The 14,741-nt window shown below is 62.6% G+C and carries 12 protein-coding genes and 1 tRNA gene; 8 read left to right on the forward strand and 5 right to left on the reverse strand.

What is annotated here, in order from left to right; all coding sequences use genetic code 11:
- Positions 1 to 65: 65 nt before the first annotated feature.
- The 5 genes from aroC to aroF are packed head-to-tail and all read right to left on the reverse strand — an operon-like array spanning position 66 to position 5,564.
- Positions 66 to 1,163, reverse strand: a complete 1,098-nt coding sequence (gene aroC / locus DW823_RS01625; RefSeq protein ID WP_118079772.1) for a chorismate synthase — start codon at positions 1,161 to 1,163, stop codon at positions 66 to 68.
- A gap of 1 nt (position 1,164) precedes the next feature.
- On the reverse strand, positions 1,165 to 2,484 hold the full coding sequence (gene aroA / locus DW823_RS01630; RefSeq protein ID WP_118079774.1) for a 3-phosphoshikimate 1-carboxyvinyltransferase: 1,320 nt from the start codon (positions 2,482 to 2,484) through the stop codon (positions 1,165 to 1,167).
- Positions 2,478 to 3,584 carry a 3-dehydroquinate synthase gene (gene aroB, locus DW823_RS01635; protein WP_118079776.1) on the reverse strand — a complete coding sequence of 369 codons (1,107 nt, stop codon included), beginning with the start codon at positions 3,582 to 3,584 and terminating at the stop codon, positions 2,478 to 2,480. The genes aroA and aroB overlap by 7 nt, the downstream gene beginning before the upstream one ends.
- A 36-nt stretch (positions 3,585 to 3,620) precedes the next feature.
- A complete protein-coding gene (locus DW823_RS01640; protein ID WP_118079778.1) occupies positions 3,621 to 4,535 on the reverse strand; it encodes a prephenate dehydrogenase/arogenate dehydrogenase family protein in 915 nt (304 codons plus the stop codon).
- A gap of 3 nt (positions 4,536 to 4,538) precedes the next feature.
- Positions 4,539 to 5,564: a 3-deoxy-7-phosphoheptulonate synthase gene (gene aroF / locus DW823_RS01645; protein ID WP_118079780.1), complete on the reverse strand. Its 1,026-nt coding sequence runs from the start codon at positions 5,562 to 5,564 to the stop codon at positions 4,539 to 4,541.
- Between the two features lie 202 nt (positions 5,565 to 5,766).
- Between aroF and DW823_RS01650 the strand changes: the two genes are divergently transcribed.
- The 8 genes from DW823_RS01650 to DW823_RS01685 all read left to right on the forward strand — a co-directional run bounded on the left by DW823_RS01650 (position 5,767) and on the right by DW823_RS01685 (position 14,729).
- Positions 5,767 to 5,840, forward strand: a tRNA-Arg gene (locus tag DW823_RS01650).
- Positions 5,841 to 5,918: 78 nt separating this feature from the next.
- Positions 5,919 to 8,657 carry an HAD-IC family P-type ATPase gene (locus DW823_RS01655; RefSeq protein WP_118079782.1) on the forward strand — a complete coding sequence of 913 codons (2,739 nt, stop codon included), beginning with the start codon at positions 5,919 to 5,921 and terminating at the stop codon, positions 8,655 to 8,657.
- Between the two features lie 204 nt (positions 8,658 to 8,861).
- The gene (locus DW823_RS01660) at positions 8,862 to 10,016 is read left to right on the forward strand and encodes a zinc ribbon domain-containing protein (RefSeq protein WP_158567243.1); all 1,155 of its coding nucleotides are present in this window, start codon (positions 8,862 to 8,864) and stop codon (positions 10,014 to 10,016) included.
- Between the two features lie 105 nt (positions 10,017 to 10,121).
- Positions 10,122 to 10,664, forward strand: coding sequence for a peptidylprolyl isomerase (locus DW823_RS01665; protein ID WP_118079786.1), 543 nt, complete (start codon positions 10,122 to 10,124; stop codon positions 10,662 to 10,664).
- An 11-nt stretch (positions 10,665 to 10,675) separates the two neighbouring features.
- The gene (locus DW823_RS01670) at positions 10,676 to 11,971 is read left to right on the forward strand and encodes a tetratricopeptide repeat protein (RefSeq protein WP_233542952.1); all 1,296 of its coding nucleotides are present in this window, start codon (positions 10,676 to 10,678) and stop codon (positions 11,969 to 11,971) included.
- A gap of 127 nt (positions 11,972 to 12,098) precedes the next feature.
- Entirely contained in the window at positions 12,099 to 13,130 is a 1,032-nt protein-coding gene (locus DW823_RS01675; protein ID WP_006236061.1) for a rod shape-determining protein, read from the forward strand.
- A 78-nt stretch (positions 13,131 to 13,208) separates the two neighbouring features.
- A complete protein-coding gene (gene mreC, locus DW823_RS01680) occupies positions 13,209 to 14,150 on the forward strand; it encodes a rod shape-determining protein MreC (protein WP_147350640.1) in 942 nt (313 codons plus the stop codon).
- Between the two features lie 12 nt (positions 14,151 to 14,162).
- Positions 14,163 to 14,729 (forward strand): hypothetical protein, encoded by a 567-nt coding sequence (locus DW823_RS01685; RefSeq protein ID WP_118079788.1) that lies wholly within the window; start codon positions 14,163 to 14,165, stop codon positions 14,727 to 14,729.
- The last annotated feature ends 12 nt before the right edge of the window (positions 14,730 to 14,741 follow it).

Raw genomic sequence — 14,741 nt, forward strand, 5'->3', positions numbered from 1 at the left:
TAATCCCCGTCCCAGAAAAATCACTGGGTGGGCGTGGGGGCCGGAGTTGGCCCCCACGGAGATTTTTAGCGCTGGGCGGCGTCCTCGAGAAGGGCGTCCCAAATCGCGAGGGCGGCGGCTGCCTCGGCTACGGGGACGGCGCGCGGGACGATGCAGGGATCGTGGCGGCCGTGGACCGAGAGCTCGGCATTTTCCATGGCGTCCATGTCCACGGTCTGCTGCTCGCGACCGATGGAGGGCGTCGGCTTTACTGCCATGCGCCACATGACGGGTGCGCCGGTGGAGATGCCGCCCAGAATGCCGCCGGCGTTGTTGGACTCGACCGCAATCTCGCCTGTCTCGGCATCAACGCGGTATGGATCGTTGTTCTCGCTGCCGCGCATGGCGGCCACGGCAAAGCCCATGCCAAACTCCACGCCCTTTACGGCGGGAATGCCAAACGCGATCTGCGCGATGCGGTTTTCGATGCCGTCGAACATGGGGTCACCGATGCCCGCGGGCAGGCCGTAGATGCCGCACTCCACGATGCCACCGATGCTGTCGAGCTCGTCGCGCGCGGCCAGAATTTCCTCGCGCATGCGACCGGCAGCAGCGGCGTCAATGCAGGGCAGGTCGTTCGTAAGGATCGCCTTGCGGTCGGCCTCTCGATAGACCATGTCATCCATGGGCAGGTCGGAGATGCCACCAATTTGAGCCACGTGAGCCATCACCCGAATACCGTGGGCCTCGAGTGCCTGCAGCGCGATGCCGCCGGCGATGCATAGGGGGGCCGTCAGGCGGCCGGAGAAATGCCCACCGCCGGCGACGTCGTGCATGTTGTGGTACTTCACGCGGGCTGGGAAGTCCGCGTGTCCGGGGCGGGGCTTGCGGCGCAGCTCGGAATAGTCCTTGGAGCGCGTGTTGGTGTTCTCGATAATCGCAGCGATAGGTGCGCCGGTGGTGTGTCCATCGACCACACCGGCGATGATATGCGCGGCGTCGGCCTCGCGGCGCTTGGTTGCGGTCTCGTCGCGACCGGGGGCGCGACGGTCCAAAAAGGCCTGCAGCTGCTCCTGGTCAATGGCGATACCGGCGGGAATGCCATCGAGCGAGCAACCGATAGCAGGGGAGTGCGACTGACCGAAAATGCTTAAGTGCAAAACGTTGCCAAAGGTCGAGGACATGCTACTCCTCCTCGAGCGTGACCTTGCCGCCCAGCAGGCGGTAGTGGTTAAAGAAATCGGGATAGGACTTGTTGACGGCCTCGGCGCCGTGGATCACGACCTTGCCGGTGGCACGGCTCGCAGCGATGGCAGCCATCATGGCGATGCGGTGGTCGTTGTGCGAATCGACCTCGCCGCCGGTAAAGGCATCGACACCCTTGATGATGAGGTCGTCGCCGGCAATGCGTACCTGCGCCCCCAGTGCGGTGAGCTCATGGGTGGTGGTGGCCAGGCGGTCGGATTCCTTGATGCGCAGGCGGGCGCAATCGCGGATGAACGTGCGGCCCTGCGCCAGCGATGCCACGGCCGAGATTACGGGCACCAAGTCGGGGATGTCGTGCGCGCTCATCTCAAAGCCAGCGAGCTTGTCGGACTGCACGGTGGCGGCGTTGGTGGAGCGCACGATGCGGGCGCCAAAGCGCGAGAGCGCGGCAAGTACGTTGCGGTCGCCCTGCGCTGAGCTGAGCGACACACCTTCGACAGTGATGGGGTCGGAGCCGATGGCGCCGGCACACAGCCAAAAGGCGGCGTTGGACCAGTCGCCCTCGACAGCAACGTTGCCTGGAGTGCGGTACGAGCCGCTGTCCACGCGGAAGTTCGTGATCTCGGGCTGGCCGTCCTTGGCGGGGATACGCTCGACGTTGACCTCGACGCCGAAGGCCTTCATGGCCTGGATGGTCAGGTTGATATAGGGGCGGCTCTCGATAAGGCCGGTTACCTGCACGCAGGAGGGCTGGGCCAAAAGCGGGGCTGCCAGCAGCAAGCCGGAGATGTACTGCGAGCTCACATTGCCCGGCAGGATAAAGGTGCCCGGGCGCATGCGGCCGCTTGTCTTGAGCGGGAAGCCGCCCAGACCCTGCAGGTCGCAGCCGGCGGCAATGATCTCGTCGGAGAGCGGGGAGAGGGGGCGTGCGCCCAGGCGGCCCTGGCCCACAAAGGTGGCCTCTGCCCCCAGCGCGCAGGCGACGGGCAGCATAAAGCGGAGCGTGGAGCCGCTCTCGCCGCAGTCGAGCGTGCCGCCCGCAAGTGCCTTGAGCAGGCCAAACTCAATACTCTTCATGGTGGGATGGACTTGGAACCCGTCCTCGACGGTCTCGATGCGGGCACCCAGGGCCGTGAGGCAGCGCACCGTGGCCTCGATATCGGCGCAGGTGGTGTTGCAAGTGACGTGCGTCTCGCCGTTGGCGAGTGCGGCACAGATGATGAGGCGGTGCGCCATCGACTTGGACGCGATGGCGGGAACGGTGCCCTTGAGCGGGGAGGGGGTGATGCGGGCTAGCATACGGATGCGTCTCCCTTCTGGCCGAGGCCCTCGGCAATTAAATCATGGAAGGTGGAAAGCGGCGTGCGGTCGATGCTGCAGCGGCCAATGCCGTGCGGAATCACCAGGTCGATGGTGTCGCCGGCGCGTTTTTTGTCGTGCAGAGCCTCGGCAAAGATGGCGTCGGCCGAAAGCTCACAGCGGGTCTTAAGGCCATGGCGCGCGCAGAGCTCCTCGATGCGACCAGGCAGCTCGGCGTCGCAAATGCCGCGCAGGGCTGCGGCACGCGTGATGATGCCCATGCCAATCGACACGCAGTTGCCGTGGCCGAGCTCAAAGTGCTCGCAGGCTTCGACGGCGTGCCCGGCGCTGTGGCCAAAGTTGAGGAGCTTGCGCTGATTGGTTTCGCGTTCGTCGGCAACGACCACGGCGCGCTTAATGTCGATATTGCGGGCGATTATGAGCGCCACGCGGGCCACGTCGCGGTTCAGCAGCTCAAGCGTGAGCGGGGTCTTCTCCAGCTCGGCGAAGAGCTCGGGGTCGGCGATCACGGCGTGCTTGACGACCTCGCCGCAGCCGTCGGCGAACTGCTCGGGCGTGAGGGTTGCCAGGCACCCCACGTCGGCGATAACCACGCTCGGCTGCCAAAAGGCGCCAGCTAGGTTCTTGCCGGCAGGCAGGTCGATGGCCGTCTTGCCGCCCACCGACGAGTCCACCATAGCGAGCAGACTCGTGGGGATCTGCACAAACTTGCAGCCGCGCATGTAGGTGGCGGCCACAAAGCCAGCCACGTCGCCCACGACGCCGCCGCCGAGTGCCACGATCACGTCGGAGCGCGAAAGCTCGTGCTCGGCTACAAACTCAAGAATGGCAACGTAGGTCTCGGCGCGCTTGTGTACCTCGCCGGCCTCGAAGGTGCAAATGCTTACCTCATAGCCTGACGCCTCCAGGCTCTGCTTAACGGGCATCTGGTAGAGCGGGCCCACGTTGGTGTCCGTCACGATGACGGCGCGGGTGCCTCCGGCGGTGGCGCGAACGAGTGGCCCTGCCTGCTCCAGTAAAAACGTGCCCACGTGTACCTGGTAGGGGCGTGCGGTGTCGATATCGATGGTAATCGCCATAAGCTATGGTCCTTTCGACCTGGCGTGATAGGTGGTCTAGTGGGCGCTCTCGTCGTCGAGTGCGCGCTTGATGCGATCGCCCTCGGCAAGGAGATTCTCAAGATAACGCTGGTCGCGGTCTTTGAGCGCACGGCTGTAGGCGCCGAGCGAATCGATCAGATGGTCGATCTCGAAGGCGAGAGCGTCGGCGTCGTCAATCATGAGCTCGGACCACATCTGCGGGTTGAGGTGGGCCACGCGCGTGAGGTCGCGGTAGCTACCGGCAGAGAAGCCGTGGTGGACCTGGGCGGTGGGGCTTTTTACGTAGGCGTTGGACACCACGTGCGCGAGCTGGCTCGTAAAGGCGATCACGCGGTCGTGCTCGGTGGCGGTGGTCACGCTGAACTTGCCAAACCCCAAGGGACGCACCATCTCGCGAACCTGGCCCAAGAGCTCCAGCTTAAGAGCATCGTCTACCGCAGGCGGAACGAGCACGAGCGGTGCGCCCTGGAACAGGTCGGCGCTGGAATGGGCGTAGCCCGAGAACTGGGTGCCCGCCATGGGGTGTGCGCCCACAAAGTAAAAGCCGTGCTCTCGTGCGAGCTCAAAGGCCCGCTCACACACGATGCCCTTCACACCCACGGTGTCGATCACCACGGGGCCCATGATGGCATCGGTGTCGGTGGCGTCGGCGAGCGCCTGAGCGTGGGCCTCGAGCCACTCGATGCATCCTTTAGGATAGCAGGCAAGGACGATGATGTCGCACTCGCCGAGCGTCTCGTCGTTGAGCTCGCCGGCGACGGTACCCATGCTGGCGGCCGTCATCACGTCATCGTCGGGGTCCCAGGCAAGCACGCGAACGCCCGCCTGCGCATAGCCGCGGGCAAAGCTGCCGCCGATGAGGCCCAGGCCCACGATGCCGGCGCACTTGGGTCCACCCTGGTTGACGCGTGCGTTTCTCACCGTACCCATGGGTTACTCCTGAACGGTCTCTTGGCAGACGACCTCGCGGATGGCGCGGATGCGGCGCATGGTGTCGTCGAACTGGTCGGGGGTGAGGGCCTGAGCACCGTCGGACCAAGCGTGGCTCGGGTCGTCGTGGACTTCGATCTCCAGACCGTTGGCGCCGCAGGCAGTCGCGGCGAGCGCCATGGGCTCGACATAGCGGGTGTAGCCGGTGGCGTGGCTGGGGTCGGCGACGACGGGCAGGTGCGACAGGTGGTGCAGCACCGGCACGGCGTTGAGGTCGAAGGTGTTGCGGGTGCGGGTCTCGAAGGTGCGAATGCCGCGCTCGCACAGGATGACGTTGTCGTTGCCCTCGCTCATGATGTACTCGGCAGCCATGAGCAACTCATCGACGGTGCCGGACATGCCGCGCTTGAGCAGGACCGGGGTCTTGGTCTTGCCGACCTCCTTGAGCAGGGGGAAGTTCTGCGCGTTGCGGGCGCCGATCTGCATGACGTCGATCTTCTTGTCCAAGAAGACCTGCACGTCGCGCGGGTCCATGATCTCGGTGACGATCGGCATGTCGAGCTCGGCGGATGCCTTGCATAGCAGGTCCAGGCCGGCGGGGCCCATGCCCTGGTAGGCGTAAGGGGAGGTGCGGGGCTTGTAGGCGCCACCGCGCAGCATCGTGGCGCCGGCGGCCTTCACGCGGCGGGCGATGCGGATGAGGTTCTCGCCCTCGACGGAGCACGGGCCGGCGATGACCTGGAACTGGTCGCCGCCGATCTTGACGCCGTGGCCGCAGTCGATGACGGAGTCCTCGGGGTGGAACTTGCGGTTGGCACGCTTAAAGGGCTCGGAGACGCGCTGCACGCGCTCGACGACATCCATGGACTCGAGCAAGAACGGGTCGATCTTGGTCGTATCGCCCACCAGGCCGATGATGGTCTCGTTCTCGCCGCGCGAGACGTCGGTCTTGAGACCCTTCTTCTCAATCCAGCTGACGATATGGCCGACGGCCTCGTCGCTGGCGCTCTGCTTTAAAATCGCAATCATGGTGTGCCTCTCACCTCGATGGATAGCTCTTGCAAAAACGGCCCGCATCGCGAGCCGTTATATATGTGCATGAGAGTTTATACTAATTGTTTCACTTTTGCGTTCTAAGGTGAGCCTCTGCGCCGTGTCTCCCACGTAATTGCAAAGCTTTTTCTATTCTTTTGTTAGCCCGTGGCGCACTTGGGTATAATGCCAACCGTTCGCCCTATTAGCTCAGGGGATTAGAGCGTCTGCCTCCGGAGCAGAAGGCCGTTGGTTCGAATCCAACATGGGGCACCCTCGAACGTAAGACCGTCCGAACCTCGCATGGTCCGGGCGGTTTTCTTATACCGACGCGACGTGATGGGACAAGGTATGGCAGCAACGGATATCGAGCTCGGACTCTCGACCGCCGAGGTCGAGGAGCGCATCGCCGCCGGTAAGATCAACCGCAACATGGAACTCAAGACCAAGTCGGTCCGCGAGCTCATCATCGAGAACCTCTGCACGCTGTTTAACTTGATCAACGTGGTTTTGGCGATTTTGGTGTTGCTGACCGGTTCGTTTAAGAACCTGACGTTCCTGTTCGTGGTGTTCTTAAACACGGCAATTGGCGTCATCCAGTCCATGCGCTCCAAGCGGATGGTCGATAAGCTTACGCTGCTCACCTCTAAGAAGGCCATCGCGGTGCGCGACGGCGCCGAGGTAGAGCTCGACCTGGACCAGATCGTGCTCGACGATATCATTCGCCTGGGGCGCGGCGACCAGATTCCCGCCGACGCCGTGGTGGTGTCGGGTGAGGCACTCGTGAACGAGAGCCTGCTGACGGGCGAGAGCGATCTCATCAAAAAGCAGCCCGGCTCCGAGCTCATGAGCGGCAGCTTTATCGACTCGGGCCTGCTGCGCGCCCGCGTGATCCATGTTGGCGCCGACAACTACGTGGCCAAGATCAACAACGAGGCCAAGTACGTCAAAAAGGTCAATTCCGAGATCATGAATGCGCTCAACGCCATCGTGCGCTTTGCGAGCCTCATTATGATTCCGCTCGGCCTGGCGCTCTTTGCCTCGAGTGTGAGCGAGCTGTGGGATGCCGCCGGTACGCCGGGCGATAGCGCGCTTTCGTGGTGTTTTTCCGAGCTGCTTGCCGGTCGCGTGCCTTCGTCGGCGCTGCTGTCTACGGTGGGCGCTCTTTTGGGCATGATTCCGCAGGGCCTGGTGCTGCTGACTTCGTCGGTGCTTGCCATCGCCACGGTGCGTCTGGCGCGCCGCAAGGTACTCGCGCAGCAGCTCTACTGTATCGAGACGCTCGCGCGCGTCGACGTGCTGTGCCTGGACAAGACGGGCACCATTACCTCGGGCCGTATGGAGGTCGAGGGTACCTACCCGCTGCCTGTTGAGGGCGTTGGCTTTGGCGCGGACTCGGACGAGGCAGCTGTCCCCGTCGAGACCACGGTCCTGGATTTTGCGCTCGCCAACGTGGCGCGTGCCACCTCGGCAGACGCCAACGAGACCTGTCAGGCGCTGCTCAACTATTACGCTGACCGCCCGGTCGAGGTTTCCGAGCCGCTGTCTGTCATTCCGTTCTCGTCGTCCAAAAAGTGGAGCGGTGCGTCGTTTTCGCAGGGCTCCTATGTGATGGGCGCGGCGCAATTTGTGCTTTCGGAGCGCGCCTTTGCGCAGGTCGAGAACCGTGTGGCCGAGCTCGCCGATACCTGCCGCGTGCTTGTGGTGGCCCGTGTGGATGGCTTTACGCCCGACGGCGATATGTTGGGCGAGGCAGAGCCTGTGGGCTTTGTGACCATTCGCGATGAGATCCGCTCCTCGGCCGCCGAGACCATCGGCTACTTTAACGAGCAGGGCGTGACCCTCAACGTGATCAGCGGCGACGACCCACGCACGGTGTCGTCGATTGCGCGCGTGGTGGGCGTTCCGGGGGCCGATGCCTACGTCGACGCCACGACGCTCGATACGCCGTCCAAGATTGATGCGGCGGTTGACCGCTATCACGTCTTTGGTCGCGTGACCCCGCAACAGAAGCGCGAACTCGTGCAGGCGCTCAAGCGTCGCGACCATACCGTTGCCATGACGGGCGACGGCGTCAACGACGTGCTGGCGCTCAAGGAAGCCGACTGTTCCGTGGCCATGGCCGCCGGTTCCGATGCCGCGCGCAACGTGGCCGAAATCGTGCTGGTCGACAACGATTTTGCCTCGATGCCCGCCGTGGTGGCCGAGGGCCGTCGCTCCATCAACAACCTGCAGCGCTCTGCGGCGCTGTTTCTGACCAAGACGCTGTTCTCGATGGGCTTGGCGGCACTGTGTATCGCGTTTCCGCCGTATCCCTTCGAGCCGATCCAGATGACGCTCATCAATTTCTTCTGCATCGGCGCGCCGGGCTTTGTGCTGGGTTTGGAGCCCAACAACGCCCGCGTGAAGGGGTCATTCTTGACCAACGTGCTCAAGCGTGCGCTGCCGGCGTCGCTGGCGGTTATTATGGCTGCGGCGCTCGATATCTTTGTGGCGCGCGTGTTTGGCTTTAACCAGCTCACGCTTTCGACCATGTGCCTGCTTACGTCGTGTGCGGCGAGCGTGAGCCTGATCTGGCGCATCTCACAGCCGCTCACTCCCTTGCGCGTGGTGCTCTTTGTATTTGTCGTCGTCGGCATCTTGGCGGGTGTTATCGGATTCCCGGAGCTGCTGTCCATCGCTAATCTTTCGACGGGCGAGGCCGTTATCTTGCTGGCGATCGTCGTCTTTACCTGCACGGTGTTCTTTAAGCTCGCCACGATGATGGATTCGCTTAAGCCGCGCCGTCGCCATGCTGCCACTGGCTTTGGCCGTGGCGTTCGCGTCCGTCTGGGTCGCGGTGGCGGCAAGGTGAGCTCGACGGGCTCGACGGCCCAGCGTTTTGCCAAGCGCGTCGCCGCCGATATGGCGCAGCGCCGTGAGGAGCGCACCGCTCGCGAGGCCGAGGTTCGCGCGCTCGAGGGTGTGGAAAAGGCCCAGCCCAAGAAAAAGAAAGGTGCGGGCACCAAACGTTCGCAGGTGACCAAGTCCGCCCAGGGCATTAAGGTCTCGATGCCGAGCAAAAAGAAAAAGCCTGCAAAGAAGGCCTAGCCCCAGTTGCCCCGGGGATGATTTTTCTGGGACGGGATTAAAAAATCATTAGGTACACAATGATTTTTTAATCCCCGTCCCAGAAAAATCATCCCCCCAAAAAGACTACCCTGGCGATGTTGAATTGGTGCCTTGCCCCTGTGGGGGCGTGGCGATGCTATGCTCTAACTTCGACTGTATGAATTGCTCCGAAAAGAGGAAGCCGTGATCTGCCCGCATTGCCTTAAGACCATAGAGGACGGCGCCTCGTTCTGCCCCTATTGCAACGCATACGTTGGTCCGGGCGACGGTCCCGAGCATACCGAGTTCGTATTCTGCGATGGTTGTGGCGCACGCCTGTCCCCGCATGATCGCACCTGTCCCAAGTGCGGGCGCCCCGCCCCGGGCATCCTTTCCAAAGACGCGGCTGCATCCGATCTGGCAGCAGGCCGCACGGCCGGCTTTCCGCGCTTGACGCAGGAGCAGATCGATACCGAGGTGCCCCATGCGCCGGCCTCTGCCGCCGCGGTGCTCTCGGATGCCGCCGACCCCAACGAGACCTGCGTGCTGCCTGCCTTCGATAAGGACTTTGGCATCCCCAAGGTCGATATCCCCACACCGGTGTCCCTGCGCGATGATGTCCAGCCCAAAAAGCAAAAGGCCAAGCGCAAGGTCCATCCCGACGAGGATGCCTATCACAAGCACAAGCGCCATATCCCCAAACCGCTTATCGTCATCGCGGTGCTCGCCGCCGTGTGCGGTGGTGCGTATTGGTTTGTGACTGCCGATCCTATGGGCGTCATGCCCGGCTTCTACGACCAGTTTGGCCGGGCCGCCAAGACCACCTTCCCGTCGCGCCAAAAGGGCGAGGCCACCGAGAAAGAGTCCAAGCAAGAGGATGCGTCCGAGGTCGTTCAGGAGGAGACCATCTTAACCGACGACCAGCTCTACGCCAGGCTCGATGGCCTGTACCAGACCATCGTGTCGTACAGCGACGATGATCAGATCGGCGAGGTCATCGATTCGTTTAATAACGGCTATCTGCGTACGCCGCTCTCCACCCGCCAGGAGTTGTCGCAGAGCGCTTATGCCCTGCGCGATCAGATTAAAAAGACCCAGGATGAGCTCAATAACCTCAAGGTTCAGGACGACACCGTCTATGCGGAGGACATCGATCATCTAAAGCAGCTTGCCCAGTGGATGTACGAGCGTGTCGACGTGATCTGCCAGAGCTGGGATATCTCGCTGTCCATTCCCGACGGCGAGTCGCTGAGCGCCCGTCAGAGCGAGATCCTGGCGCCCATCGCACAAGGCGGCAACAGCGCGCTTAACCAGTACGACGCCAACGTGAGCGCATGGAGACCGCAGCAACGTTCGTAATTTGTTGCCCTCCGGCGGCATAACCTGCGTGCGCAATTGATGGAAGCCCGTGCTTATTGCTACAATTTGACCAAATATGCTTTAAACGCACGAGGAAGGAACCACATGTTTGGTTTTAAGAAAGAGCTCTACACGCCCGAGTATCAGCTTGCCGGCGATGAGTGCGCGGTGATCGAGACGTCGAAGGGCACCATCAAGGTCAAGTTTGACGGCGAGGGCGCCCCCATCCACGTGGCGAACTTCTGCGAGCTTTCCACGATGGGTTTTTACGACGGCCTTAAGTTCCATCGCTATGTGCCCGGTTTTGTGATCCAGGCCGGCGACCCCAATACCCGCGATATGTCCGGCGCCGATGTCGCCGCCGGCCTTGAGGGCCCCGACGGCATGCCCGGTACCGGTGGCCCCGGCTACTGCATCAAGGGCGAGTTCGCTACCAACCCGCGTAACAGCCACGTCGACGGCGCGCTTGCCATGGCACGTTCCATGGATCCCGATTCCGCAGGTTCGCAGTTCTACTTCTGCCTGGGTGCCCAGCACAACCTCGACTCCGGCTATACCGTCTTTGGCACCACGGTCGAGGGCCTCGACGTCATCTCGCAGCTGCGTGCCGGTGACGAGATCGTCCATGTCGAGATCGTTCACGAGTAAAGGGGACTTCCTTGAATAGCCAGCTGATCCAACAGGGCCGCGCCGCTTATCGCGCGGGTGATTATTCCGCTGCCGCCCAGATGCTCGGTGCGGCAAAGACCCCCGGTGAGATTATGGGCGAGGCCGACCATCTGCGCGGCAACGCCTTGATGCACTTGGGCATGTATGCCGAGGCCGCCGAGGCCTACGCCGCCGCCCTTAACGACGGTACCTATGGCAAGCGCGGCGCGCTGCTCACCAACCGCGGCAAGGCGCTTGCTGCCGTGGGTGACTATGTGACTGCAGCCCAGGCGTTCTCTGCCGCAACGCAGGATGCATCCTATGCCACGCCGTTTAAGGCCTACCTGGGTCTGGGCAACGCGCTGTTCCAGTCGGGCGACTATGCCAATGCCGGTACTGCCTTCCGTCAGGCTGCCATCGACGGCGCCAACCCGGCTCCTGTCGCCGCACTCGGCGAGCTCGGTCGTTGCTTCATTAAGCTCGGCCGTCCGGCAGACGCCGTAGAGACCTACCGCACGGCCATCGACTTTGCCGGTCCGCGCGACGACACGCGTGCGCTTAACGCCGGTATGGGCGAGGCGCTTTCCGCCGCCGGTCGTCCCTCTGACGCGCTCGATGCCTTTAACGCCGCCACTGCCGACGGCATCTACCAGCTTACGCCCGAGCAGTCCGACGAGCTTGCCCGCGTGCACGATTCCCTCGCTGCGCTTTCGGCCCAGACGGCCATGGCCACGGCGCCGGCTCCCGCGATGGATGCTCCCGCCGTCGACCCGCTCGACCCCACGGGTGCTACCGGTCAGTTTATGCCCGACCCCTCGGACACCGGCTTCTTCACCCTGTCCGAGTCCGAGATGGTTCAGCAGGACCGCAAGGAGGCCAAGGTCCGTCGTCGCCATCGCCACACGGGCCTCAAGGTCTTCTTGGTTCTGCTTCTGCTGATTGTCCTTGTCGCAGGCGGTCTTGGCTTTGCCTACACGCGCGGCCTGGGCTTCCCCTCGCAGGAGTCTGTTGTCACCGACCTGTTCCAGGCCGCCGGTGACGGCGATACCGCCAAGGCCGAGTCCTGTCTTGCTTCCAGCCTGTCCGAGGACGCCAAGGCGATGATCATCTCTTCGATCCCGCAGGGCGCCACCGTCTCCATCGAGGGCATGGATCAGTCTATGACCGAGACCACCGCCAAGGTCAAGGCGTCGCTGTCCAAGGGCGGCGAGCAGGAGTACACCGTCAAGTTCGTGCGCTCCGACAACCATATCGGTTGGGCCGTCTCCTCGCTTGATATCGATCTTTCGGCCGCTGACAACCAGTAGTGACCTTATGAGATTTGGCGCTGCCCGGTGCTTCACCGCAAGTGAGGCGCCGGGCTTGCGCTAGTATGATGGGCTAGTAGTTTTCCAGCAATCATCCAACACATCAGGAGTTGCGTTGTTTTCTTTGATGGATATGTTCTTCGGTAGCTATGCGGGCGATCTTGCCATCGACCTCGGCACCGCCAACACGCTTGTCTCCGTGCGCGGCAAGGGCATCGTCATTCGCGAGCCCTCCGTTGTCGCCATCGACAAGAACGATGAGCGCATCCTGGCTGTCGGTATCGAGGCAAAGCGCATGCTCGGCCGTACGCCCGGTAACATTGTGGCTGTGCGTCCCCTTAAGGACGGCGTTATCGCCGACTTCGACGTTACCGAGGCCATGCTTCGCTATTTTATCGACAAGGCGTCCGAGAAGCGCTATCCGTGGACCCCGCGTCCGCGCGTTGTCGTCTGCGTCCCCTCCGGTGTCACGTCGGTCGAGAAGCGCGCCGTTTTTGAGGCTACGATCCAAGCCGGTGCCCGCCAGGCATACCTGATCGAGGAGCCCATGGCCGCTGCCATCGGCGCCGACTTGCCTGTCGAGGAGCCGACCGGCTCCATGGTCATCGATATCGGCGGCGGTACCACCGAGGTCGCCGTTATCGCCATGGGCGGTATCGTCGTGTCGCAGTCCATTCGCATTGCCGGTGACGAGTTTGATCAGGCCATCCTTACCCACGTTCGCGATGCCTATAACCTGGCTATCGGCGAGCGCACGGCCGAGGACATCAAGATCAAGGTCGGTTCTGCCGTGCCGCTCAAGGACGAGCTCGACGTCGAGGTCAACGGCCGCGACGTGATCACGGGCCTGCCCAAGACCGTGCGCATCGAGAGCGAGGAGATTCGTCGCGCGCTCAATAAGCCGCTCGACGAGATGGCCAAGGCCGTCAAGGACGCCCTCGACGCCACGCCGCCCGATCTTGCCTCGGATCTTATGTACTACGGCATCCTGTTGACCGGCGGCGGTGCGCTGCTGCGCGGCCTCGACGTGCGTCTGCGCGACGAGACCGGCGTTTCGGTCAACGTCAGCCCTACGGCGCTCGACAACGTCGTCAACGGCTGCGCCCGCGTGCTCGAGGCCAACGCGTTTGACGGTGGCTTCGTCCAGACCAATGCTTAATTTCCAAAAGGTGGATTCCATTTGGCACGATCTTCGGGTTTCTCTTCAAATCTGAATACCAAGCGACAATCAACGGGTATGCGCCCGTTGATTGTTTTCAGCGTAATTTCGGTGCTGCTGCTTACGTTTTACATTCGCGAGGGTGAGGCGGGACCGATTCATGCCGTGCGTTCTGGCGTGACGACGATTACCTCGCCGGTGCGTTTTGTGGGCTCGGCTGTGGCCGCGCCCTTTAACGCAATCGGAAACGTGTTCTCAAACCTTACGGCTTCGCAAGACACCCTCGACGAGCTTAAGAAGCAAAACGAGGTCCTGACGTCAAAGGTTGCCGAGCTCTCCGAGGCTCAAAAGACCGCCGAGCGACTCGAGAGCCTGGTCGGTCTTCAGTCGACCTACAACCTCAAGTCCACCGCGGCTCGCATTGTCGGCGCGTCGGGCGATGCCTGGACCTCGACCGTTACCATCGACAAAGGCTCTGCCGACGGTCTTACCATCAACATGCCCGTGACGAGTTCTGCCGGTGTCATCGGTCAGATTATCGAGGTTTCGGCCAAGACCTCCACCGTCCGCCTGATTAGTGATGAGAACTCGGGTGTGTCCGCCATGGTGCAGGATACGCGTGCTCAGGGCATGCTGCAGGGGCAGCCCGACGGTACCCTGCGCCTGGAGCACGTGAGTGTCGACTCCGACGTGAAGGTGGGCGATATCATCGTGACCTCGGGCATCGGCGGCGTATTCCCCAAGGGCCTGCCGCTCGGTACGGTCTCGTCGGTGGAGAAGTCTGCCAACGATGTGTACTACACCATCGTCGTGCGCGCTCAGACAACGGCCGAAAACAACGAGGAAGTGCTGGTCATTACGTCGCTGACCGATGAGCAGTCGGCTTCGGACGAGGATGTGAGCAGCGCCAACAGTACGCCGCAGGGCACCTCGCGCGATGCGGCCACCAAGTCCAAAGACGAAAGCTCGGATGAAAACTCCGATGCGTCCGACACGATCGATTCGGGCTCGAGCGAATAGGGAGGCATGTCCATGGATCTACACGAACAGGGGACTGGCTCCCGCACTTTTGCGATTGCCGCCATTGTCTGCGTCCTGCTGCAGGCGGGCTTGGCGCCGCAGATCTCCATCGCGGGCGGTCGCGTCAACTTTATGATTATCCTGGTGTGCCTGAGTGTGTTTTCGGGCGATCCCACGCGGGCCGTCATCTGCGGTTTTTGCAGCGGTCTGTTCTACGACCTGTCGGCAGCCGTGCCGGTGGGCGTGATGTCGCTGTTGCTGACAGTGGGCAGCTTTGCCCTGACACACAGTGCCGCCGGTCAGATAGGCGGCACCCCAAGCGCTCGCGGCATCACGGTGGGCGCCTTTGCGCTTGCCATTAACGTGATCTACAGCATTATCTTGCTGTTTATGGGTCTGGAATCGAGTTTTGTCGTGGCGATCTTTGGACACGCCCTGCCGTCCTCGATTCTGACCGGCCTGGTCGCCGTTCCGTTTTTGATGTCCGGCGTCGCGCCGCAGTCTGGCTATGGGTTCTCCGCGCGCGGTGGGCGTCAGACGGGCATGCGCTTTAAGCCCAAGACCCGTAAGCTCAAATAGGGGAGGCCTGTA

The organism is Collinsella sp. AM34-10 (assembly GCF_003469185.1).
In the GTDB taxonomy this organism is placed as follows: Bacteria; Actinomycetota; Coriobacteriia; order Coriobacteriales; family Coriobacteriaceae; genus Collinsella.

Bases quoted from the DNA above. Each gene is read 5' to 3' on its own strand.
- aroC (WP_118079772.1), bottom strand. From the start codon at position 1,163: ATGTCCTCGACCTTTGGCAACGTTTTGCACTTAAGCATTTTCGGTCAG.
- aroA (WP_118079774.1), bottom strand. From the start codon at position 2,484: ATGCTAGCCCGCATCACCCCCTCCCCGCTCAAGGGCACCGTTCCCGCC.
- aroB (WP_118079776.1), bottom strand. From the start codon at position 3,584: ATGGCGATTACCATCGATATCGACACCGCACGCCCCTACCAGGTACAC.
- DW823_RS01640 (WP_118079778.1), bottom strand. From the start codon at position 4,535: ATGGGTACGGTGAGAAACGCACGCGTCAACCAGGGTGGACCCAAGTGC.
- aroF (WP_118079780.1), bottom strand. From the start codon at position 5,564: ATGATTGCGATTTTAAAGCAGAGCGCCAGCGACGAGGCCGTCGGCCAT.
- DW823_RS01655 (WP_118079782.1), top strand. From the start codon at position 5,919: ATGGCAGCAACGGATATCGAGCTCGGACTCTCGACCGCCGAGGTCGAG.
- DW823_RS01665 (WP_118079786.1), top strand. From the start codon at position 10,122: ATGTTTGGTTTTAAGAAAGAGCTCTACACGCCCGAGTATCAGCTTGCC.
- DW823_RS01675 (WP_006236061.1), top strand. From the start codon at position 12,099: ATGGATATGTTCTTCGGTAGCTATGCGGGCGATCTTGCCATCGACCTC.
- mreC (WP_147350640.1), top strand. From the start codon at position 13,209: ATGCGCCCGTTGATTGTTTTCAGCGTAATTTCGGTGCTGCTGCTTACG.
- DW823_RS01685 (WP_118079788.1), top strand. From the start codon at position 14,163: ATGGATCTACACGAACAGGGGACTGGCTCCCGCACTTTTGCGATTGCC.